Annotated in this window: 22 protein-coding genes; 9 read left to right on the forward strand and 13 right to left on the reverse strand. The window is 38.6% G+C overall.

What is annotated here, in order from left to right; translation table 11 throughout:
• Positions 1–42 precede the first annotated feature (42 nt).
• The 4 genes from DV942_RS04670 to pyrF all read right to left on the reverse strand — a co-directional run bounded on the left by DV942_RS04670 (position 43) and on the right by pyrF (position 3420).
• The gene (locus DV942_RS04670) at positions 43–1326 is read right to left on the reverse strand and encodes a DUF2851 family protein (RefSeq protein ID WP_145855679.1); all 1284 of its coding nucleotides are present in this window, start codon (positions 1324–1326) and stop codon (positions 43–45) included.
• Positions 1327–1362: 36 nt separating this feature from the next.
• Positions 1363–1689: a hypothetical protein gene (locus tag DV942_RS04675; RefSeq protein WP_134203883.1), complete on the reverse strand. Its 327-nt coding sequence runs from the start codon at positions 1687–1689 to the stop codon at positions 1363–1365.
• The gene (locus DV942_RS04680; RefSeq protein WP_090982215.1) at positions 1680–1934 is read right to left on the reverse strand and encodes a hypothetical protein; all 255 of its coding nucleotides are present in this window, start codon (positions 1932–1934) and stop codon (positions 1680–1682) included. Before DV942_RS04680 ends, DV942_RS04675 begins: the two co-directional genes overlap by 10 nt.
• Before the next feature lie 655 nt (positions 1935–2589).
• Positions 2590–3420 carry an orotidine-5'-phosphate decarboxylase gene (pyrF, locus tag DV942_RS04685; RefSeq protein ID WP_145855681.1) on the reverse strand — a complete coding sequence of 277 codons (831 nt, stop codon included), beginning with the start codon at positions 3418–3420 and terminating at the stop codon, positions 2590–2592.
• 424 nt (positions 3421–3844) lie between these two features.
• On the opposite strand from pyrF, the gene rho reads away from it, so the two are divergent.
• Both rho and pssA read left to right on the forward strand, forming a co-directional pair.
• Positions 3845–5590 carry a transcription termination factor Rho gene (gene rho / locus DV942_RS04690; protein ID WP_090982208.1) on the forward strand — a complete coding sequence of 582 codons (1746 nt, stop codon included), beginning with the start codon at positions 3845–3847 and terminating at the stop codon, positions 5588–5590.
• Between the two features lie 65 nt (positions 5591–5655).
• Positions 5656–6351: a CDP-diacylglycerol--serine O-phosphatidyltransferase gene (pssA, locus tag DV942_RS04695; RefSeq protein ID WP_145855683.1), complete on the forward strand. Its 696-nt coding sequence runs from the start codon at positions 5656–5658 to the stop codon at positions 6349–6351.
• A 53-nt stretch (positions 6352–6404) separates the two neighbouring features.
• On the opposite strand, the gene folK is transcribed toward pssA, so the two are convergent.
• Complete coding sequence (gene folK / locus DV942_RS04700) at positions 6405–6911, reverse strand: 2-amino-4-hydroxy-6-hydroxymethyldihydropteridine diphosphokinase (RefSeq protein ID WP_145855685.1); 507 nt, start codon at positions 6909–6911, stop codon at positions 6405–6407.
• 38 nt (positions 6912–6949) lie between these two features.
• Here folK and sppA point away from each other — a divergent pair, with 38 nt between their 5' ends.
• Positions 6950–8716: a signal peptide peptidase SppA gene (gene sppA / locus DV942_RS04705; RefSeq protein ID WP_145855688.1), complete on the forward strand. Its 1767-nt coding sequence runs from the start codon at positions 6950–6952 to the stop codon at positions 8714–8716.
• Positions 8717–8800: 84 nt separating this feature from the next.
• Here sppA and DV942_RS04710 read toward each other — a convergent pair whose 3' ends face one another.
• Positions 8801–9430 (reverse strand): hypothetical protein, encoded by a 630-nt coding sequence (locus DV942_RS04710; RefSeq protein ID WP_145855690.1) that lies wholly within the window; start codon positions 9428–9430, stop codon positions 8801–8803.
• A gap of 89 nt (positions 9431–9519) precedes the next feature.
• Here DV942_RS04710 and DV942_RS04715 point away from each other — a divergent pair, with 89 nt between their 5' ends.
• From DV942_RS04715 to murA, 6 genes are all read left to right on the forward strand, one after another.
• Positions 9520–11196 carry a helix-hairpin-helix domain-containing protein gene (locus tag DV942_RS04715; RefSeq protein WP_145855692.1) on the forward strand — a complete coding sequence of 559 codons (1677 nt, stop codon included), beginning with the start codon at positions 9520–9522 and terminating at the stop codon, positions 11194–11196.
• A gap of 208 nt (positions 11197–11404) precedes the next feature.
• Complete coding sequence (locus DV942_RS04720; RefSeq protein ID WP_145855694.1) at positions 11405–12007, forward strand: DUF4254 domain-containing protein; 603 nt, start codon at positions 11405–11407, stop codon at positions 12005–12007.
• A 120-nt stretch (positions 12008–12127) separates the two neighbouring features.
• A complete protein-coding gene (locus tag DV942_RS04725; protein ID WP_145855696.1) occupies positions 12128–13159 on the forward strand; it encodes a glycosyltransferase family 9 protein in 1032 nt (343 codons plus the stop codon).
• Positions 13152–13649, forward strand: a complete 498-nt coding sequence (locus DV942_RS04730; RefSeq protein WP_145855698.1) for a SixA phosphatase family protein — start codon at positions 13152–13154, stop codon at positions 13647–13649. The genes DV942_RS04725 and DV942_RS04730 overlap by 8 nt, the downstream gene beginning before the upstream one ends.
• Positions 13650–14095: 446 nt before the next feature.
• Positions 14096–14782: a DUF4290 domain-containing protein gene (locus DV942_RS04735; protein WP_090982192.1), complete on the forward strand. Its 687-nt coding sequence runs from the start codon at positions 14096–14098 to the stop codon at positions 14780–14782.
• Between the two features lie 92 nt (positions 14783–14874).
• The gene (gene murA / locus DV942_RS04740; protein WP_090982190.1) at positions 14875–16200 is read left to right on the forward strand and encodes a UDP-N-acetylglucosamine 1-carboxyvinyltransferase; all 1326 of its coding nucleotides are present in this window, start codon (positions 14875–14877) and stop codon (positions 16198–16200) included.
• Positions 16201–16717: 517 nt separating this feature from the next.
• Here murA and DV942_RS04745 read toward each other — a convergent pair.
• The 7 genes from DV942_RS04745 to DV942_RS04775 all read right to left on the reverse strand — a co-directional run bounded on the left by DV942_RS04745 (position 16718) and on the right by DV942_RS04775 (position 23214).
• Complete coding sequence (locus tag DV942_RS04745) at positions 16718–18079, reverse strand: pyridoxal-phosphate dependent enzyme (protein WP_090982186.1); 1362 nt, start codon at positions 18077–18079, stop codon at positions 16718–16720.
• A gap of 253 nt (positions 18080–18332) precedes the next feature.
• The gene (gene dprA / locus DV942_RS04750; protein WP_145861602.1) at positions 18333–19427 is read right to left on the reverse strand and encodes a DNA-processing protein DprA; all 1095 of its coding nucleotides are present in this window, start codon (positions 19425–19427) and stop codon (positions 18333–18335) included.
• A gap of 52 nt (positions 19428–19479) precedes the next feature.
• Positions 19480–19746: a hypothetical protein gene (locus DV942_RS04755; RefSeq protein ID WP_090982182.1), complete on the reverse strand. Its 267-nt coding sequence runs from the start codon at positions 19744–19746 to the stop codon at positions 19480–19482.
• 146 nt (positions 19747–19892) lie between these two features.
• Entirely contained in the window at positions 19893–21398 is a 1506-nt protein-coding gene (locus DV942_RS04760) for a S41 family peptidase (protein WP_145855700.1), read from the reverse strand.
• 1 nt (position 21399) lies between these two features.
• Entirely contained in the window at positions 21400–22008 is a 609-nt protein-coding gene (locus DV942_RS04765) for an HAD family hydrolase (RefSeq protein WP_145855702.1), read from the reverse strand.
• Position 22009: 1 nt separating this feature from the next.
• Complete coding sequence (locus DV942_RS04770; protein WP_145855704.1) at positions 22010–22489, reverse strand: ATP-grasp domain-containing protein; 480 nt, start codon at positions 22487–22489, stop codon at positions 22010–22012.
• Between the two features lie 74 nt (positions 22490–22563).
• Entirely contained in the window at positions 22564–23214 is a 651-nt protein-coding gene (locus tag DV942_RS04775) for an ABC transporter ATP-binding protein (protein WP_090982176.1), read from the reverse strand.
• Positions 23215–23293 lie beyond the last annotated feature (79 nt).

The following is a 23293-nucleotide window of genomic DNA, read 5'->3' on the forward strand; positions in this document are numbered from 1 at the left end:
ACAAAATTTAATGTATAAAGTTTTGCAAAAACGGGAAACAGCTTAGGCCTGTTTCAAAATTTTAATTCCAATGCCGCAGGATAAGCATTTTTTCTCATCGCAATACCGCTTTTTTAGCTGCAAAATTCCTTGAGAGGCAAATGCGTTTGCGATCTTCACTCCAGCCCCGGTAAATTTATCTGTGATAGCATTTTGTTCAGCAGGCAAGCTTTCCAACAGTTTTATCGCCCTGTTGATAAAATATGGTGTTGCGGTATGTTTTCCATAAGCAAATAGAAACAAGGCCACAGTATTTAAAAGAATATTATCTACTGATGCCTTTCCTATCTGAATATTTACTGAAGATGCTACCTTTTTAAAATGGTAGTGCGTTTTCCAGTACTCGTTTACAGGCAGATTTTCAAATAAGGTATGCAACTCAGCCACCTGCTTTATTTCCATAACCTTAGAAAAAAGATGATTGGCTTTGGTAATTAATGCAGCAAATTGTGCCAAACGTATGGTTGGAAAATTCTGTGGGCGCATGCGCATAAACTTCCACATTGAAACATCAATGGGTTTAATATTGTATTTCTTTTGGAGAAACTGAAACTCTGCTTTCAACTTTTGTGGATAAGCTTCTTCAAAATGATCGTTTAAAAACCCTGCTGCGCCAAAAACCAATGCTTCTATTTGGTGCGGATTGTTTTTATGCCGGCCATAAATTTGCTGCGGAACTGCTTTGGCAAAAAGTTCAAAAGGCAAGGCATTTATCTTGAATCCGAAATTACGCGCCATAAAACGGTAGAATGTCTCATCCCAATTCCCATTTAGTTCGTTTAAGGTCTCTGTAACCGCACTTGTTTTCTGCTCAAAACGTTCAACCAATGTTCTCGATAAAAAGGAATCTATAATCAACTCGTCTACTCTCCCAATCTGGGCAATGCAGGGAAAATCTGTTAAGGTGAGGAAAAGGTTTTCGTATCTTCTGATCAGATCAGCAGAAATTCGGTCTTTAAGTTCCAGAACAGGCAAAATGGTTCCATCCATCCGGGTTATTTCGGCATCATGCTGGTAAACAACATGTAAAATTACATTTTCATATGCGGGATTAACCTGGTGGTTGTGCTTTAACCAATCTGACGATTTTAAATGAATTTCTACATTTCCGGCCCAGGTGGTTTCACCTATCTTAATTTTGGCGTGATTAAAATCCGGCCCCGCATTTAGATTAAGCAATCCGGTATTGATGATTTCCAGTTTTTCACCATCGCAGGTCTGCAGTCCGTTATAATCAAACGACCTGAACTGCCATACATAATGAAGAAAATCTTCTGGAAAATTCATCCTTGAAGATAATGAATTTATCTGGCTATAACTAACTTATAAGTTTAAATTTTGGGCTTCTTTGGAATAATTGTTAAAAACATAAGTAATCAAATAATGGTTCCCACTTTTTTCAAATAGAAAATACCAGGTTGTTTTCTGACTGATATTAAAATGGATGAACCAACTGCCCCGGTGTGCAATAACCTTTGGAGCAATGTGATATTGCGCTTTGGCGATTTTGCTTTCAACGGTATCAATCAGTCTGGTTACATAATCTATAGCACTTTCGCGGATACTGAAATAGTTTTCATAAAAAAGCACATCAACCAATTCGTTAAGATAAAGTAAAACCGAGGGATGGAAGCGTACCACTATTTCCAAGGCAAGGCATTAATATGCCGAATGGCTGCTGCTTTAAATTCAGAAGACGATATACTTTCTTTCCACTTTTCATCAAAAGAGGTATCCTTAACCGACGTCTTAACATAAGCTATCTGCTCTTCATTAACCACTGGAAGTTGGTCTTGACTTAAAACCTGTATCAGTTCCTTTTTTTCGGCAGCTGAAAGTTTTTTTATATGCTCTAGTAATGACTTAAAGTCCATATTATCGAAAGGGTTAGTCATAAGCCAGGTCTAAACAATTAAATATAAGGATTTTTTCGTAAAGAAAAAGAATGAGCTATAGGCAAAATAATCAATTATATATTATTAGAGCCTGTTTAAAGTCTATTACATTACTTCTTCTGGTTTGTCACACTGAGGGATAATTAAATTGTTTAAAATCAATACGAGTGACGTAAAATTGTCTTCTCTTATCCTGCTCGCGGTCTTGCCTCGGCTCGCCGCCGCCGAAGGGCTCTTTCTTTTTGATATCAAAAAGAAACAAAACCGAGGCATTGCCGAGCTCATTAATACAAATGAAAACCATGAAAAACTATTAATAAAACACCGGCTGAAAATTTTTCTTTCAAAGCCAGTGGGATGGCTTGGTCAGTGGAGCCCGAAAAATTTGTTAGGCCGGATTTAAGCCGAACGGAGATATGGTGCTACAACCTAGCTATGCGGAAATGCATAGATTCTACATGTCGCTCATTAATAAATCATTGCAAAATAACGTCAATGGTAGCCTGTCGAAGTGCTTCTCTTAACTATAAAAAGATTGTCTTCAACTAGGCTCAGACTGACATACGAAATAAATTTCACTTAATTTTAAACAGGCTCTTAATACTGAATTGTATACGATAAATATTTCTCAAGTAACAAGCGATATTCAGTTTCCTTACACCAGCCCCGCCTTAACCAAAATCTGCTCCATTTCCTGTTGCAGTTTTAAGGCCTCTTCTCTTGCCTTTTCGGCAAAGTCTTCACCCTGGCTGGCATAGATAATTCCCCTTGATGAATTGATCAATAATCCACATTGAGAATTTAATCCATACTTACACACTTCACCTAAATCTCCACCTTGTGCACCAACTCCGGGCACCAAAAGGAAATGATCCGGGGCAAGTTTGCGTACATCACCAAATGCCGCACCGCGCGTAGCACCAACTACATACATCATCTGCTCATCTGTAGCCCAGGTTTGTGAGATTTTAATCACTTTTTCAAACAGCCTGTCTTCTCCAACTTCCTGCAATTGAAAATCGGCATGCCCTGCATTTGAAGTTAAAGCCAGTAGAATTACCCATTTATCTTTAAAATTTAAAAACGGACTTACCGAATCGCTCCCCATATACGGCGCAACAGTAACCGAATCGAAACTCATCTCAGATGATGCCTCATTAAAAAATGTTTCCGCATACATGGCAGAGGTGTTGCCAATATCGCCACGTTTAGCATCTGCAATAGAAAAAATATCGTTTGGTATATATTTCCAGGTTTCAGTTAAAGTTTCCCAGCCTTTTTTACCATAACACTCATAAAAAGCGGTGTTTGGTTTATAAGCGACACACAAATCTTTCGTAGCATCGATAATCTGCTTATTAAATTCCAGAATTGGATTTTCGTACCTTAACAAGTGTTGTGGTATCTTATCTAGCGAAGAATCTAGTCCTACACATAAAAAAGAACGTTTGTTTTGTATCTGCTCGAAGAGTTGTTGCTTGGTCATATATGTGCTTATTTGCTGCAAATATGAAGATTTTTAAGTTTTCCGAGCGACAAAATAATGTTCACATTAATTATTTTTATAAACATTTTAAACTTTTGCTTGCAGATTACGTTTCAAATACATACAATTGCACCATAATTTCTCAATCGTTTATCTGAATATCCCAGAAAAATTTATCAAGACTTGTTTTTTGTTACCATTTTTTAAAAGCAAATATTGCTTTTTATTCAGCTTGTAAACAATTATGAAACAATTTGAGCACTATCTCTAGTGACCTCAATTAATGTTTTATAGCCTTAAGAACTTATGCACAATGAAAGCCGGGCTTGCGCTAACACAAATATTTTTTAAGCCTGTGCAAATTTATAACAGAAAACATCCGTTATAAACAAATGAAAAATTTCTTGAAACATATATATTTAGAATGTTTAGTAAAACAGAATTAAATGATAAGCTCACAACAGAATTACGTGAGCTGGCAAAAAGCTATGGCATTGAAGGTGCCGACTCCCTAAGAAAAATCGACCTTGTTGAAGTACTTTTACACCAGCAAGAAATTATAAATGCTGCTAAATCAGGTGCAGATCCTTATAGTGAAACTGAACCTGTTACAGCCACACGTGCACCTAAAACCAAAGCCGCAAAAGCACCGAAAGTTGCCGCAGCAGCAACAGCAGCTTCTTCGGTAATCGCTGAAAAAGCCGCTACTACAGATGAGAAGCCTCTCGCTAAAGATGAAAAGCCGGTTAAAAAAAGAACAAGGTTAACAAAAACTGAATCCGCAGCACCAGTTGAAAAAAGAAGAGATGCGGTTACTTTGTTTGACGAGCCTCAGCATGAGAAGCAGCCCGACAGAACCAATGATAGTGAAGAAAGTGTAAAACCGATTTCGGCTTTGATAGAGGAAAGTGCAGAAGTACTTCCGGTAGCACCAAAGCAAAAACAAGAGCCTAAAGAAAAACAGGAAAAGCCACAACGTGATGAAAACCGCCAGCAAAAGCAACCCGGCGGTGGCAATCATCATAAAAACGAAAACAGTTACTCTAACCTGGATTTCGATAACGTCATCACAAACGAAGGTGTTCTGGAAATTATGCCTGATGGATATGGTTTCTTACGCTCGGCAGATTACAACTATTTAACTTCTCCTGATGATATTTATGTATCACAGTCTCAAATCAAGCTCTTTGGATTAAAAACCGGTGATACCGTAAAAGGTAGCATCCGTCCGCCTAAAGAAGGAGAAAAATATTTCCCGTTGGTTCGTGTAGAAACCATTAATGGCAGGATCCCTGCTGAAGTACGTGACCGCGTTCCTTTTGATTATTTAACACCACTTTTCCCAACAGAAAGATTAAACCTGTTTACGGATACGAACAACTATTCTACCCGTATTATGGATTTATTTACGCCAATTGGTAAAGGACAGCGTGGTTTAATTGTGGCACAGCCTAAAACAGGTAAAACCAATTTATTGAAAGAGGTGGCCAACGCCATTGCCAAAAACCATCCGGAAGTTTATTTAATTATCTTACTAATAGATGAGCGTCCGGAAGAGGTGACTGATATGGCTCGCAGTGTAAGAGCGGAGGTAATTGCCTCAACCTTTGATGAGCCAGCTGAACGACATGTTAAAATTGCCAACATTGTTTTAGAGAAATCGAAACGTTTGGTAGAAAGCGGACATGATGTAGTTATTCTATTAGATTCGATTACCCGTTTAGCCAGAGCATATAACACTACAGCACCTGCATCTGGTAAAATATTATCAGGTGGTGTTGATGCTAACGCCCTGCACAAACCAAAACGTTTCTTTGGTGCGGCACGTAACATCGAAAACGGTGGTTCATTAACCATTTTAGCTACCGCATTAACCGATACCGGTTCTAAAATGGATGAGGTAATTTTCGAAGAATTTAAAGGAACCGGTAACATGGAACTTCAGTTAGATCGTAAATTATCTAACAAACGTATTTTCCCGGCTATCGATATTACAGCATCAAGTACCCGTCGCGATGATTTATTGCACGACAGAGATACGTTACAGCGCGTGTGGATTTTACGTAACCACCTTGCTGACATGAACAGCCAGGAAGCAATGGAATTTGTTCAATCTCAAATAAAAGGAACAAAAAGTAACGAAGAGTTCTTAATTTCGATGAACAGCTAAATAAGTTTGGCGTTTGGGGTTTGGAGTAATGCGTTTCAAACCCCATGCGCTTAGCGCCTAACCCCATGTTAAAAAAAAATCTTCCTAATGCGATTACCTGTGCAAATCTTTTTTCTGGCTGCATCGGGATCGTTTTTGCATTTAAAGGTCATTTAGAAACCACAGCTTATTTCGTTATTTTATCCGGAATATTTGATTTTTTTGATGGTATGGTTGCCCGTTTATTAAATGTTAAATCGGCCATAGGGAAAGATCTGGATTCTTTGGCGGATATGGTGAGTTTTGGCTTTTTACCTGGGGTGATTATGTTTCATTTACTAAAAGCAAGTGACTATTCTTCTGAATACCTTCCCTACCTGGGCTTTATCATCACAGTTTTCTCTGCAATCAGATTGGCAAAATTCAACAACGATAGCCGGCAAACGGAAGATTTCATTGGCTTAAATACGCCAATGAATACCTTATTCATCTGTTCGCTGCCTTTTATTGCGCATGATTATCCACAGATTATTTCCTCCAGCATTTTGCTGATTGCTATTACGGCGATCACCAGCTTTTTACTGGTAAGCGAAATAAAAATATTCTCTTTAAAATTCAGCAATTTGAGTTGGGCGAAAAATAAAATCAAATTTATTTTCCTCATCCTCTCGGCCATATTAATTGCATTTCTACAATTTGCGGCGATACCTTTTGTACTGGTACTGTATATTGCTTTATCTTTTCTTCATTTTAAAGGAACAACACCAGATCAGAAGATTTAGTCTTTCCCTTAAGTAAAGGATTGGCTGAATGATTTAGCTATATTCTTGACCAATTAAAACTTTTTAACCTCAAGCGGATCGCTTATATTTCGGCAGATCGACAACATGGTTTCTCCAAGCACAGGATGCAAAACATCAGGGGCAATCTCAGCCAAAGGTTCCATTACAAATTTTCTATGCTGCATATGCGGATGAGGCACCTGAAGTTTATCGGGAATGTTGATCACCTGATCTCCAAAAAGGATAAGATCAATATCAATTAAACGCTCCCCCCATTTATCTTTCCTCACCCTCCCCAGCTCCTGCTCAATATTTAATGCAAGATCCAAAACTTCCAAAGCACTTAAACGGGTTTGCAAAGCAACAGCCTGGTTTAAAAATGCCGGTTGGTCGGTTTTGCCCCAGGCAGCCGTTTCATAAAGGGAAGAGACAGATAAAACCCCGCCCACTTTATCAGTCAACAGTTCAATGGCTTTTTTCAGATTTGCCACTCTATCGCCTAAATTCCCACCTAGTAACAAATAAGCCGTATGGTACTCTAAAGCTTGATTAAGCATCATGTATTTTTATATCTTTACAGCACAAAATTAAAATTTAAATGAGAGAATTCTTTAAGTATTTATTTGCCTCCATGTTGGGCTTTTTCTTATCAATCATAATCGTTTTTGTAATCTGCTTCATCGTTGTAGTGGGATTAGTATCTTCTATTGATACTGACAAAACCATTACGGTTTCTAACAATTCAGTACTATTTCTGAATCTAGATCAAGCCATTACAGAACGTACGCCAAAAAAAACATTTGGTAACCTGCCAATTGTTGGTGGTGATGAAAAAGATGCGATAGGCCTGAACGACTTCCTAAAGGCGTTGCAAAAAGCCAAAACAGACGATAATATTAAATGTATCTACCTGAATGTAAGCAGTCCGAATGCAGGTTTTGCTACTTTACGCGAGGTTAGAAATGCACTGATTGATTTTAAAAAATCGCATAAAAAAATCATCGCTTATAGCGAAGTATATACTCAGGGAGCCTATTATTTGGCTTCAGTTGCTGATAAAGTATATTTAAATCCTGAGGGCGCATTAGAATTTAAAGGTTTCAGCTCAGAACTTACTTTTTTTAAAGGCACATTAGAAAAAGTTGGTGTAGAAATGCAGGTGATTCGTGTTGGAAACTACAAAAGTGCAGTTGAGCCTTTTATTTTAGATAAAATGAGCGATTACAACCGTAAGCAGGTAACGGCTTATGTTGGTGGATTATATAACACATTCTTAAGTGATATTGCCGAAAGCAGAAATATCCAGAAAGATAGCCTGTATAACATCGCTGATAATTACAAAATACGACAGCCGCAAGATGCAGTAAACTTTAAAATGATCGATGCTTTAAAATATAAAGATCAGATTTTAGAGGAATTAAAAGGATTATCCGGCAGAACCAGAGGAGAGAATATCCGTTCTGTTTCGATTAACGATTATGCGAAGAATAATAGCGATACCGGAGAAGGTAAAGACAAAGTTGCGGTAATTTACGCCAATGGTGAAATTAATGGCGGCGAAGGTTCTGACAACCAGATCGGCTCGGAGCGCATTTCCAGGGCAATCAGGAAGGCACGTTTAGATGATGATATTAAAGCAGTTGTACTCCGCATCAACTCACCCGGAGGCAGTGCTTTAGCTTCTGACGTCATATGGAGAGAGGTTGTGTTAACCAGAAAAGAAAAACCGGTTATTGCATCTTTCGGCGATGTGGCCGCTTCAGGTGGTTATTATATTGGTTGCGCTGCCGACAGCATTTTTGTACAGCCGAATACCATTACCGGTTCGATAGGGGTGTTTGGCATTATTCCAAATTTCCAAAATTTAATGACCAACAAACTGGGCATTACATTTGATGGTGTGAAGACGGGTAAATATGCAGATATCATGGCCACTAACCGCCCGATGACTGAAGGCGAAAGATTTATTATTCAAAATGAACTGAACAGGGTTTATAGTGGTTTTGTAAGTCGTGTGGCCGATGGTAGAAAGAAAAGTAAAGCCTATATCGACAGTATTGGCGGTGGACACGTTTGGATTGGTACAGATGCCGTTCAAATTGGATTGGCTGATAGAATCGGAGGTTTTAAAGATGCAATTAAGGCCGCTGCCAAAAAAGCAAAACTAAAGAATTATAAGGTAGTAGAATATCCGGATGTAATAGACCCATGGAAATCGTTATTGGATGAAGGTACAGACAAGATTAAAACCTATTATACCAAACAGGAACTGGGCGATAATTATATGCTTTACCAACAGATGAAAAAAGTGATGGCAAGCTCCGGAATACAGGCCAGGATGCCGTTTGAAGCGGTCATAAGATAATATAAGATGAAGATGATGTAAGACGGAGGATGTAAAATGGAAGACGGAACTACCCCCTATTCCATTTTACATTTTACTTTATCCCTAATTAATCAGTTTCCATTCCGGGTGCAAGGTCAGATAAGTTTGGTTAAGCGCAATATTTGCCGGATGTACAGTTAAGGCAATGCTTTTCCCTTTTAAAAACTCAAAACCGATCCCCTCTTTTTTCGCATCATAAACAACTACCGTATCTTTTTTTTCATTCAGATAAGCGTAAAGTTTGTTGATACCCTGGATTTTCAGCTTAGTGTCCTCCAAACTAACGCCGGTAGCTAGACCATCCCTTGTTTTAAATTCATTTGAAGTGATCCTGATCTGCTTTACATCTTTCACCTGCATACTGGTATCCCGGTAAGAAGAATAAATAGCCACCTCATTCTTTCCGTTGGCTGTTGAATCGCTGCTGTACCAAATTCCCCAGGCTTTGCCCATGGCTGCATCGCTAAAATCAGGTCTTCCAAGTTTTGCGCTTACCTGCTGCATATCTTCGCCAAGACTTATCTCTCCTATTGAATGACCTGCGACAACCAGGAACCATTCATCAACCGCTTGTGCGGAAACAGAAGTAGTGCCTGTTAACGAATCTGGTTTATTTTCATCAGTTTTCCTTTCAGATTGACAAGCAAGGATACTTATGCTTAGTCCTAAGAGGACAGTTTTTGTAAATTTCATGAGTGTAAAACAACGCTTTAATAAAATTGTGTTTAGAAACTGATCAGCATGATCAAAATTTGAGGCATTATTTCCTAATTTTACCCTTTATGGAAAACAAGACCATCGCCCGCACCTTACGCCTCTTATCGCAGCTCATGGAACTGCATGAAGAAAATCCCTTCAAGATAAAATCAGTGGCCAATGCTTACTTTAAGGTAGATAAACTGCCTTTTGCCTTAAAAGACAAACCTCTGGATGAACTGGATAAAATAGATGGTATAGGTAAAGGGTTGGCTTCTAAAATCATAGAACTTCTTCAAACCGGAGAACTACAAGAGCTTAATGAAATACTCCAAAGAACACCCGAAGGTGTGGTAGAAATGCTGGGTATAAAAGGCATCGGACCAAAAAAAATATTCATCATCTGGCGTACGCTGGGAATTGAAAATATCGGTGAACTATATTACGCCTGCAATGAAAACCGATTGATTGAAGCCAAGGGTTTTGGTTTAAAAACGCAGGAAGAAATTAAAAATGCCATTGAATTTAAACTGGCTGCCAACGGCAGATTTTTATATGCACAGGTAGAAGGATTTGCTAAAACCTTGTTTACACAACTTGCAGGTTGGGCCGAAAAAATTGACCATGCTGCACTTTTAGGCTTTGCTGGTCAGTACCGCCGTGCATGTGAGATCATTGATGAACTCGAAATGGTGATTGGTACAGAACATATTGACGCCATTAAGCAAAATTTACCTTCGTTTGAACAACTTTCTCTGATTGAAGCGGAGCAATCTTACATTTGGACCACTGAGGCCGGACTCAGGATCAAAATCTATGTGACGGAAAGATCAGCCTTTTATTTAGAATGGTTTGCCTTAACCGGAAATAAAGAACACGTTGAAAAAGTACTGGCTTTAGCAGGCAACGGCCCTTTCGTAAATGAAGAAGAGATTTACAGTAAGGCTGGATTAGCTTTTATCGAGCCCGAGCTACGTGAAGATTTCAATGAAATTGAACTGGCTAAAGCAAATAAACTTCCAGCATTAATCCAATATGAGGATTTGAAGGGTAGTTTGCATAACCACTCTACCTGGAGCGATGGTGTGCATACACTAGAGCAAATGGCGCTGTATTGTAAGGATAATTTAAACCTGCAATATCTCGGTATCTGTGACCACTCTAAAACCGCAGTTTATGCGAAAGGATTAAACGAACAGCGTGTTTTTGCGCAACACCAGGAAATTGATGGATTAAATAAAAAACTTGCTCCATTTAAAATTTTCAAAGGGATTGAAAGTGATATTTTAAGCGATGGATCGCTCGATTATTCAGATGACATCCTTAAAACATTCGATTTTGTGGTAGCTTCTGTGCACAGTAACCTCCGTATGGATGAAGCCAAAGCAACTGCCCGTTTATTAAAAGCAATTGAAAACCCCTATACCACTATCTTAGGACATCCCACCGGACGTTTGTTATTGAGCAGGGCCGGCTACCCTATTGATTATAAAAAAATTATCGACGCCTGTGCGGCCAATAGCGTAGTAATCGAAATCAATGCCAATCCCTTACGTTTAGATTTAGATTGGCGCTGGCACCGCTATGCGCTTGAAAAAGGTGTATTACTGTCTGTAAATCCCGATGCCCACCGTACCGAAGGTTTTCATGACATGCATTACGGTATTTCAGTAGCCCGCAAAGGCGGTTTAAGCGCCGACAAATGTTTGAATGCTTTCACCTTAGAGGAGATTACTGCATACTTTAATAGTAAGAAGGTTTAGGGTTTAGGGTTTAGGGTTTAGGGTTTAGGGTTTAGGGTTTAGGGTTTAGGGTTTAGGGTTTAACAGAACTCAAGAAAGCTTGTTTAAAATATCTTCAAAAACATCGGTGGAATCTCCTAATCTGTGTAATCATCCCGTCAGGAAAAAACTGTATGTTCCCCAAATCTTCGTATTTAAACCATAAGAAATCTTTTAATATCTTTGCCCCATGATCAGTGAAATTGCCAACCGCATATTTAATCAGGTTATTACAGACTATCACAAATTTGATGATATTGACCATCCGGTTGAAAACCCTTACGATGCCGAAACTTTAGAGCATCTTTTTTATATCAAAAACTGGATTGATACCGCTCAGTGGCACATGGAAGATGTAGTGCGCAATCCACAGATTGATCCTGTTGATGGTTTGAGCTGGAAGAGACGCATTGACGCCCAAAACCAGGTACGTACCGATATGGTAGAGTTTATTGATGGCTATTTCTTAAACCTATATCAAGGGATTACGCCTTTGCCAGATGCAAAAATCAATACGGAGAGTCCGGCATGGGCAATAGACAGGCTTTCTATTTTGGCCCTGAAAATTTACCATATGCAGGAAGAAGCTGAACGCGAAAGCGCATCTGCTGAACACCGTGCGCAATGCCAAACTAAACTCAATGTACTTCTAGCTCAAAAAGCAGACCTTTCGACCAGTATTGATGAGTTACTCGCAGATATCGAAGCTGGCAAAAAATACATGAAAGTGTATAAACAAATGAAAATGTATAACGACCCGAGTTTAAATCCGGTGTTGTATAATAAAGCATAATAGTTCAAATCGTCATTGCGAGGCACGAAGCAATCTTAATGCGCACGCTAGTAGCGATCGTTTTAAGATTGCTTCGTCGGCTGAAAAAGCCTTCTCGCAATGACGACCTACTTGAAAAACATGTCAACAACCCAAAAAATAATCGTTTTACGTTTTTCAGCAATGGGTGACGTAGCCATGGTGGCATCTGTTTTACAAGAATTTAGAGCGCAGAATCCTGCGGTTGAGCTCATTATGGTTAGCCGACCAGCTTTTAAACCTTTTTTTGAACATATTCCCAATTTGCTTTTCCATCCTATCCAACCAAAAAACATCCATAAAGGGATAAGTGGACTATTTCAACTTTATCAGGAGCTCCGCCGCTACAAGCCAGATGCTATAGCCGATTTACATGATAATTTAAGAAGCAGGGCAATTTCTACTTTTTTTCGTTTAACAGGGACAAAAATTAAACGCATAGATAAAGGAAGAGCGGAGAAAAAAGCCTTAACCCGTGCCAATAAAAAGATATTTAAGCCGCTCAGACAAACTGTTGAGCGTTATGCCGATGTTTTCCGCGAATTAGGTTTTAGCATTAAACTCAGTCACAGAATCAACAAGTCAGCACAGGCTTTACCCGAAAAGGCAAAAGCATTGTTTAGCGATCAAACCACAAAAAAAATCGGCATCTCTCCTTTTGCACAGCATATCTATAAAGTATATTCGTTTGAAAAAATGGAAGTAGTAATTGCCTTATTAAGCCAATCAGGTTATGAGCTTTTTATATTTGGAGGTGGTAAATCAGAGCAGGACATTGCCGAAAAATGGGCCAAAACGTATCAGAACACTTATAATTTAATTGGAAACTTTAATTTAACGGAAGAACTTGCCATTATCTCCAACTTAGATTTAATGTTAAGCATGGACTCCTCTGGCATGCATATGGCGTCACTTGTCGGTATACCTGTCATATCTATCTGGGGGCCAACCCATCCTCACGCTGGTTTTTTAGGATATGGACAGCTAGAAAATGATTGCATCCAGATCGATCATCCCGCAAGGCCAAACTCTATTTATGGAAACAAACCCTGCCTTTGCGGTGTTGAAAACTGTATGGACTTAATTAAGCCTGAAACCATTGTTAACAAAATCAAAGAGAAATTAAATGGCTAAACAATTACTTCTCGTCCGCCACGGTAAATCGGATTGGGGAAATACAAATTTACGTGATTTCGATCGCCCATTGAACAAACGCGGCAAAGAAAATGCACCAGAAATGGCCGAAAGATTAATTAAACGCGGTTTTAACGTCGACCTGATGGTGAGCAGCCCGGCAAAAAGAGCCAAATCTACCGCTAAATATTTTGCAGAAGCCTACAATATAGACCACATTCAGTTCGAAGAATCTATTTACGAGGCGAACACCACAGCTTTACTTCAGGTAGTTAATCGTTTGAATAATGGCGCGGATCATATCGTGATGTTTGGTCATAATCCTGGTTTTACAGATTTTGCGAACGAGTTATGCGATGCCGATATTTATAACATTCCAACTGCAGGTATGGTATTAATTTCTTTTCCTTTTGACTCATGGCAAATGGTAAGTAAAGGAACCGGAAAACTGGTGTTTTTTGATTACCCGAAAAATAGTGATGAGGTTTAAGGCACTTATCACAAATATTCCTCATTTAAAACGAGGATCAGCGAGATCCGCATTCGCTATGCGGTTGGTAGCATTAAGGCAATAAAATTGCCATTCTCTTCCTTCATCGTTACAAACGAGGACGATAGACAAGCTGGCCAGGTTTCTCAGACGAGCAAAACACCTGGTTTAATAAACCCGGTAGTAGCGGCAGCTCCTGATCCTTCATCAGGACTATAGCGGATAACGGGGCTGAACAAGCCAAGAACTATGAACGAACATTTCCAAAAAATAAACTAAAAGATCCCAATTTAGATAAGAATAACACGAATCAAATAATTTTACTAACTTTGAAGATATAAAACGAAAGTCCGGCAATAGACATTTCGGTGAATTCATAACCTAAACTCCTCTGGTTATTTCATAATTCGTATCGCCGGAAAATTTACCCATTAATTTATCTGTACATGAATTTTGACTATAATACTACGCGTAGCCATTTAATTTTATCTGAATATGGCCGCAACGTACAAAACATGGTGAAGTATATCTGCGAATTGCCCACCATAGAAGAACGTAATAAATATGCCCAGGCAGTGATCGACCTGATGGGGTTCTTGCAACCACATCTGCGTGATGTTGCCGATTTTAAACATAAGCTTTGGGATCACCTGCACATTATCTCTGGTTACCAGATAGATGTAGATAGCCCATATCCAAAGCCATTAATCGAAAATGCCTATATTAAACCAGCTCCTCTGGCCTATCCTCAACAAAGAATTACCTACAAACATTATGGTAAAACGGTTGAGAATCTAATCGAAAAAGCCATGCGCGAGGAAAATCCAGAAATTAAGAAGGCAATGGTTCAAAGCATTGCAAATTTTATGAAAATGGCTTATGTTACCTGGAATAAGGATAACGTGAGTGATGATACCATTATTAAAGATCTAAAATATCTTTCTGGCGGACTGTTATCATTAGATGAAGGCGTTAATTTGGCAAAAGTGGAGTTTAGAGCGCAAAATCCACGTCAAAATAATAATAACAATAACCGGGGAAGAAACAACAATAATAACAATAACGGTAAAAACCGCCAGAACAACAATAACAATAATAACCGTCAACGCAACAACAATAAACCCAAATATTAAGAAACGGTAAAAGTGAGAAGGTGAAAAGGCGGAAGGTTAAATGTCTACCTGACCTTAATACTTACTACTTGATACTAATTACTACAAAATATATGAACGCATTTGAGATAACCGGCGGAATTAAATTAAAAGGCGAAATCACTCCACAAGGTGCCAAAAACGAAGCTTTACAGATTTTATCTGCAGTATTGCTGACCGAACAAAAAGTAACCATCAGCAATATTCCTGATATTAAAGACGTAAACAAACTGATTGAATTACTTGGCGATTTGGGCGTTATTGTTGAACGCATTAATAAAGATACCTATTCCTTTGAGGCTAAAAATATCGATTTAAATTTCTTTGAATCTGATACTTTTAAAGCCAAAGGCGGTGGCTTACGTGGTTCGATCATGATTGTAGGACCATTATTGGCTCGTTTTGGCAAGGCTGCTATCCCCAAACCAGGCGGCGATAAGATCGGTCGCAGAAGGTTGGACACCCACTTTATCGGTTTCGAAAAACTGGGCGCAAAATTTGTTTACGATAGCAAAAAGGCTTTCTTTAATGTAGATGCCACCAATTTACAAGGTGCCTACATTCTGTTAGATGAAGCATCGGTAACCGGAACGGCAAACATTGTTATGGCGGCAGTTCTGGCTAAAGGTACCACTACCATTTACAATGCAGCCTGCGAACCGTATTTACAACAGCTTTGCAAAATGCTAAACCGCATGGGTGCAAAAATTTCGGGCATTGGTTCTAATTTACTAACCATTGAAGGTGTAAAGGTTTTAGGTGGAACCGAGCATAGAATGCTGCCCGATATGATCGAAATTGGTTCTTTTATTGGTATGGCAGCGATGACAGAATCGGAAATTACCATTAAAGATGTTTGTTACGATGAACTTGGCGTGATACCAGAGGTTTTCAAAAAACTGGGTATTAAATTAGAGCGCCGTGGTGATGATATTTACATACCATCTCAAAAACATTACGAAATTGACACTTTTATTGATGGCTCTATCTTAACCATCGCCGATTCTCCATGGCCGGGTTTTACCCCTGATTTATTGAGTATTGTGTTGGTTGTAGCTACGCAGGCAAAAGGGAACGTGCTGATTCATCAGAAAATGTTTGAAAGCCGCTTATTCTTCGTGGATAAACTGATTGATATGGGCGCACAGATTATCCTTTGCGATCCGCACCGTGCTACGGTTAATGGTATCGATAAAAAATACAAACTCCGTGGGATCAGCATGACTTCTCCGGACATCAGAGCAGGAGTTTCCTTGCTGATTGCAGCTTTATCTGCAGAGGGTAAATCGACCATTTATAACATCGAACAGATTGAGCGGGGTTACCAGGATATCGACACCCGTTTGCGTGCTTTAGGCGCTCAGATTAAACGAGTAAATGCCGATGCGCCGAGCCATTAAGCTTAAAGCAGAAAGACTAAAGCTTAAAGCCAAAATAGCATATACTAAAACGTCCGGGTAATAATTATCCGGACGTTTTTTATGGTTACCTTATAATTAGAATCGTCATGCTGAATTTATTTCAGCATCTATTATTCTTAACATTAAGACCCTGAAATTAATTACCTTCGGTGAGCTCGCTAAGGCTCGGTTCAGGGTGACCGCCACTTGATCAAAAAGCCGATATAAGCTATCAAGAAGAAATATTATATCGAACTTTAGCTTATAAAGATCCTGAAACAAGTTCAGGATGACGATCGTAGGAACTGCCTTGCTCATCGTTACCCACTGAAAGAGTTAAAAACGTAGCGTCATCTCGACTGAAGCGCAGTCCCGAACGTTCGGGAGAGAGATCTATTCTCGAGACAGATTTCTCGACTGCGTTACACTCCGCTCGAAATGACGGTAAATTAAAGAGTTAAGTACCGAAACTTTCTATCTTACATCATCCATCCTATATTTTCCATCTTACATCCCCTTATCCTGATATCGCATTAATAATATCATACTGGGTGATAATTTCGATCTTTCCAGATTCATCTTCCACCAGAACTGCTGAATTTTCTTTATTGATCAGTGAAGAAATTTTATCAATAGAAGTATTCAGGTCTACAAAAGGAAAAGTAGCGGTCATAATTTCTGAAATCGGCGCCGATTTCAATCCCGGATTTTCCAACAAGGCACTTAAAATATCACTTTCAGCAACTTTACCTACAATCATTCCCTGTTGGGTTACCGGAATTTGAGATATATTCATTGATTTAATGGTATTTATGGCTTCAAGCACAGATTTTTGTGCATCAAGGGTTACAATCTCTGTACTTTCTTTTTTAGACAAAATTGATTTTGCCGTTAGTTTTTCGTCCTGTAAAAATCCGCGTTCACGCAACCAGTCTTCATTATACATTTTACCCATGTAACGGCTACCGTGGTCATGGAAAATAACCACCACTACATCTTCCGGCTTTAGTTGATCTTTTAACTGGATTAAGCCCCCAATTGCAGCGCCGGCAGAGTTACCTACAAAAATTCCTTCTTTGCGTGCAATATCACGGGTCATTAACGCAGCATCTTTATCTGTAACCTTTTCAAACAGGTCAATCACGTCAAAATTTACATTTGCAGGAAGGAAATCTTCGCCAATGCCTTCAGTGATGTAGGGATAGATTTCATCCTTGTCAAAAATACCCGTTTCCTTATACTTTTTAAAAACTGAGCCATAGGTATCAATTCCCCAGATTTTAATATTCGGATTCTTTTCTTTCAGATATTTCCCTGTTCCGGAAATGGTTCCACCTGTACCTACGCCAACCACCAGGTGCGTAATTTTACCTTCTGTCTGTTCCCATATTTCGGGACCAGTCTGTTCATAATGAGCCTGTGAATTGGCTAAATTATCATACTGATTAGGTTTCCAGGAATTTGGAACCTCGCGTTCCAAACGTGAGGAAACAGAATAATATGAACGGGGATCTTCAGGATCAACATTTGTAGGACAAACAATTACCTCGGCACCAAAGGCACGTAAGGCATCTACTTTTTCTTTCGATTGTTTATCTGTTGTGGTAAAGATACATTTATAACCTTTAATAATGGCCGCCATGGCAAGGCCCATCCCGGTATTTCCTGATGTACCTTCTATAATAGTTCCGCCTGGTTTTAACTTCCCGCTTTTCTCGGCATCTTCAATCATTTTAACCGCCATACGGTCTTTAATCGAATTGCCCGGATTAGTCGTTTCGATTTTTGCCAGAATTGTTCCCGGAACTCCCTTTGTTATCGTGTTTAATTTAACCAGAGGTGTATTACCGATGGTTTCTAGAATATTATTGTACCACATGTCACAAAATTAAGAAAAGGCATCAAGTATTTTATAAACTATATTTTATTCAAAACATAATTTTTAAAATTTAATTTTAAAGGAATTTAATTTCATAATCTATAATTATTATAGACATTATAGATTGATTATTGGGTAAAATGCGATTTAATTGTTCGTCCCAGCTTCTAAAAGGAGGTTATTTCTAAATTAAAAATTAGGTCTCAACATTCAACTTTTAACAAATAATAGGTTTTACCGCGAGGATATCGTTTTATGCCAGTTTATAAATTTTCCCGGGCAAAGAAACAATAATGCCCTGCATCTCCAGGGTAAGGATAACAATAGCCAGTTTACTTTGCTGAATATTTAACTGAAGGGAAAGTTCATCTATGGAAAGTTGACCATTTTGTAAAGCATCTACAACCCCCTGCTCATTAGCGGTAAGACTTAATTGCAGGGTAGTTTGCTTGACATGCTGTTTGGCCTTCAATTCTTCATCCCAGCCAAGGTAATAGATCAGGTCGTTGGCATTATTAATTAATCCGGCCCTATTGGTCTTAATTAGAAAATTACATCCTTCCGAAAACACATCGTTCGTTCTACCTGGAAAAGCATATACATCTTTATTATAAGAATTTGCTATTTCTGCAGTAATTAATGCACCTCCTTTAATGGATGCTTCAACTACAACCGTAGCATCTGCAATACCCGCAATAATACGGTTTCTTTGCGGAAAATTAGGACGGTCGGGATTGGTTAGGATTGGAAATTCGGTGAGCAGACCTCCATTCAGAACCATCTTTTGAGCCACCGCTTTATGGATTTTTGGATACATCCGATCTAAGCCATGGCCAAGTACGCCAACGGTTGGGATATGATGGGCCAGACATTCTTTGTGCGTGGTTACATCAATACCGTATGCCAGTCCGCTCACGATTAAAACATTGTATGGCGATAAAACTTCGCATAGTTCTTTGCATAGGTTTTTACCATAATTTGTTGCATTACGGGTTCCAACAACGCTGATGATCCGTTGCTGGTTGAAATCAACTGTACCTTTGGCATAAAGCAGTATGGGTGAATCGATGCAATTCTTTAGCCTTTTAGGATATTTTTCGTCAGAAAAAAACAATACTTCTATTCCATGCTTTTCAACAAAATCCAATTCTTGCCTGGCCCTCGTCAGCGCATCGCTACCACGAATGGCTTCAATTGTTTTTTCTCCAATGCCCGGAATCTGCAGAAGCTGCTTTTTACTTGCAGAAAATACATTTTCGGCGTTTCCACAGTAAGCCAGCAGGTTTTTTGCCGTTACCGGGCCAATAGACTTAATAAAAGTTAAGGCAATTTTATGTAGCGTGCTCATCATCTAATAAGGTTAAATAAATTCGGGATGATTTTATTTCCTTAAAGCAAGCTTAAAAATCTATATCTATTAAACTTTTTAATGGAATATGAATATTGTTTTTGAGCTGTATGTATTTTTCTGTGACTGCCCAAACGGTAGTATCAACACGTTTTGGTCCAATAGTCGTATTAAAAGTGATAACGGCTTTTGATTTAAATTCATTACCCAATCTTTGCGCTTCAGCAAGCTTGGTTTTCAGTTCCTGGGAATGATCTTCTTTTGCATTGATGATATTTAAATAACTAATGTGTTCCTTTTCTACAATTTCTATCGGCATGGATCTCTTTAACGATTAATGTTAAACAAGCTTATTAATTTTTTTAAAAAAATGCAATACTTATTTGATCAGATATTGTAATAAATATATAAAAATGGCCAGATTTGGAATACAAAACCGGCCATTTTGGTACAAAATATTATCAATTATTTAAACCTCAGTTTTCTGGTTTCGACCATTCCTTTAAACTCATGATCGAGTTTTTCGTTCGCTGCATCTATTTGTTGTCTACCTACACCCGAAGTACTGCTAATTACATTATCTTTAGCCAGTGCAGAGAAGTTATTGTTGGCAGAATAATACAAAGCCTGCGCGAGCATTTTTTCTGATGGGTCACCGAAATCTTTGGTCAGGTCATCTGCAACATCTTTATCAACGTTCATTCCCATAAAATAATCGCCCTGATTTAACTGGTTTTTGGTTTGAAACTGCGGAATATATAAATCGTTTTTATCAATTCGAATGGAAAAGAAACCTACAGGTTTGCCATAAGTGGTTTTACCGATTAATTTAACATCCACTACTGGCTTTAAGTTATTGATTAATAACTCACTGGCAGAAGCCGTGCCACTGGTAACCAGAAAATAAACGCGCGTTAACCCGTTTAAAGCTCCGCGCTTGGCGAAAATTTCCTGGTTGCCGGCTGCAGCCGTCGGTTTATAAGAATAATCAAAATAAGAATACATCCGCGTTACACCATCATTACCTTTGGCATAGAACTTCTGGTTTTGAAGAATAGTGGCCTGATTGTCCTGCATGGTTTGTGTCCAGTAAGTAGTATACATCACTTTACCGTTTTGCGCTGGCGGCGCAATTAAGTTGGTAAACAATTCGGAAGTAGCCACAGAACCTCCGCCATTGTACCTCAAATCAACTACCAATTCGGTAATACCATCTGTAGTAAATTTCGAAAAAGCAGCGTCCAAAGCAGCAGCAGCATTGGTGGTAAAACTATTAAATACAATATAGCCCACTTTTTTTGCACCTATAGTATAGGTATTGGTAAATAAAACAGGATTGATATTATAACTGGCGCGGTTGATAACAATATCCTGTGTGCCACCACCTGGTTTAACAAAGGTTAATGAAATTGAAGGATTGTCGCCAAATATAGAAGCATTCAGATTGGCAATATCAGTACTGCTTGATCTGGAAGTTCCGCCTCCATTAACCTTAACTAACTGATAACCACGTTTTAAACCTTTTAAATCGGCAGGAGAGCCTGGATATACATATTTAACCCGCAAAAGGTCAGTTGCGTCGAAATTTGCAGAAAAGCCATAATCACCCCCCACCCCACCAAGCTGACTGGCTACAGATCCATCATCAATAAATGAATATTTATCTTTTCCGCCGGTGCTTGGCAAAGCCTTAATTGCTGCAATAATTGCATTGTTTGAGCTATATTGCCTTGGATTAAAGGTATCGTAATTAGGCATGCCAACATTCCAGAAATAGGTTTGTTTAGCATATAAAAAAATCGAATCTCTGGTTAGTAGTGATCTATCGCTTGTTGGTGTCTGCAAAAGATTTGATTCCCCATTAATATTGCTATCAGGGTTATTATTCGCTTTTTTACAGGATGCTGTAAACCCAAGCAAAATAATCAAAGCACAGAAAAAGGTGTTCTGTGAAATAAACTTTCTAAGCATATTATTTGTAAATTTCTAATGATACAATATACTGCAAATTAATTGATTTGGATTGTTGCTCATCAAATTTATTTGCACCAACAACTAACGCCTGGCTGGCTAATAAATTGTTGTCGCTTAATATGTTCTGAAAAATTTCCGCTTTTGGCTGCCCCAGTTCCTCAACAAAGTACACGGTAAGATATTGCTCTAGTCCATTCCATTCGGTCTGCTTAATTTTATTAAGCTGTTGCTCAGGATTGCCAGTTGTTACAATTACAATTTTTTTACGGTCTACCACCAGCGCCTGCATAAATTCTAGCATATTTTTATAAAGCAAAAGCTTTAAGGGCAAACGGGCATTCTGATGCAGGAGGTTGAAGTTATATTCATATTTGGTATCAATGCCAAACTGGTTAGCTGTTTTCTGAAAAAGATTTTCAGTACCAATGTTTTCGTATTCGTTACGCATAAACTCCAGAATGGGCTGTGCGTTTTTTTGCTCGGTATACTCTATAAATTGTGAAAAAAGATAATAAACCTGTAGCAAATAATCTTTCTCCGGAAATAACACATCATCGAGCTCAAAAATTACCAGCTGCTTATCTTTAATGTATTCGCTTGCATCCATATTAAATAGTAAAAAGTTTCAGTTCATCATCAGCAACATTGTAGCCGAACACCCCGTTTAATTTTTCATCAGTGCTGACAAAAATTTCCTTTCCGCTCGCAAATATGCATTCTCCCTTTACAAAGACCGCAAAATTTTGAAAAGTAGTTTGTTCGTTAGCTATATAACCAGCTATTAAACTCGCATCAGGCAATAAAACCTGAATGCCATACTCACCAAAAAGTACAGCCGACTTAGCAACCGGCTCAACCTCAAATTGATGTAGCGGAATAATACTATCAATCCCCTCAGTAATGCAAAAATTTAATAAAATATGCGCTATGCTATCTTTATTGAGCAGTCCCAAAGATGAAAACGCATAGTTTTCAGTTACCATACCCGGTACATCACCATAATCGGCCAATAAAACAAAATGGGTAGGAAAGGCTTTCATCAGCTTTAAAGCTTTTGAATGATTGCCGCCTGTAATAAGTATTTTCAAAATTTAATGATTGAATGAATAAATTGGTGAATGACTGAGTTAGTGAATAACTGAATGAAAGAATAATTATAATCTTATACGATCAATCCATCCTTCATACTCACCACCCGATCGCTGGTTTTGGCCAGGTGTTCGTTGTGCGTAACGATTACAAACGTTTGATGGAAATTATCACGCAAACTCACAAACAATTGGTGCAATCCTGCTGCATTTTCCGAGTCTAAATTTCCCGAGGGCTCATCAGCCAATATAATTGAGGGACTATTGATCAATGCCCGTGCTATGGACACGCGTTGTTGTTCACCGCCAGACAACTGATTGGGCTTATGGTGCGCCCTATCCTTAAGTCCGAACAGATCTAAAAGTTCAAAAGCCCTATTTTCAGCCTGCTTTTTGCTCGTTTTAGCGATAAACGCTGGAATACAGATATTTTCAATGGCACTAAACTCTGGCAACAAATGGTGGAATTGAAATACAAAACCTATATTCTGATTTCGGAAATTACTCAACAAATCGCCATTCAGTTTATTTATAACCGTACCTTTTAATTCTACAGATCCCTCGTCAGGCCTATCCAATGTACCGAGAATATGTAACAAAGTACTTTTCCCGGCACCAGATGGCCCAATTATACTTACAATCTCTCCTTTTTGCACTTCAAAATTTACTCCCTTTAAAATGTGCAGATTTCCGTACGATTTTCTAATTCCAGTGGCTTTTAGCATGGTTCAAATTTAATAAAAAAGCGGAAAGACCAAAGCAGAAAGACTAATGACTAAAGCAGAAAGAGGAAAGACTAAAGCG

The organism is Pedobacter suwonensis, from assembly GCF_007833675.1.
Lineage (GTDB): Bacteria > Bacteroidota > Bacteroidia > Sphingobacteriales > Sphingobacteriaceae > Pedobacter > Pedobacter suwonensis.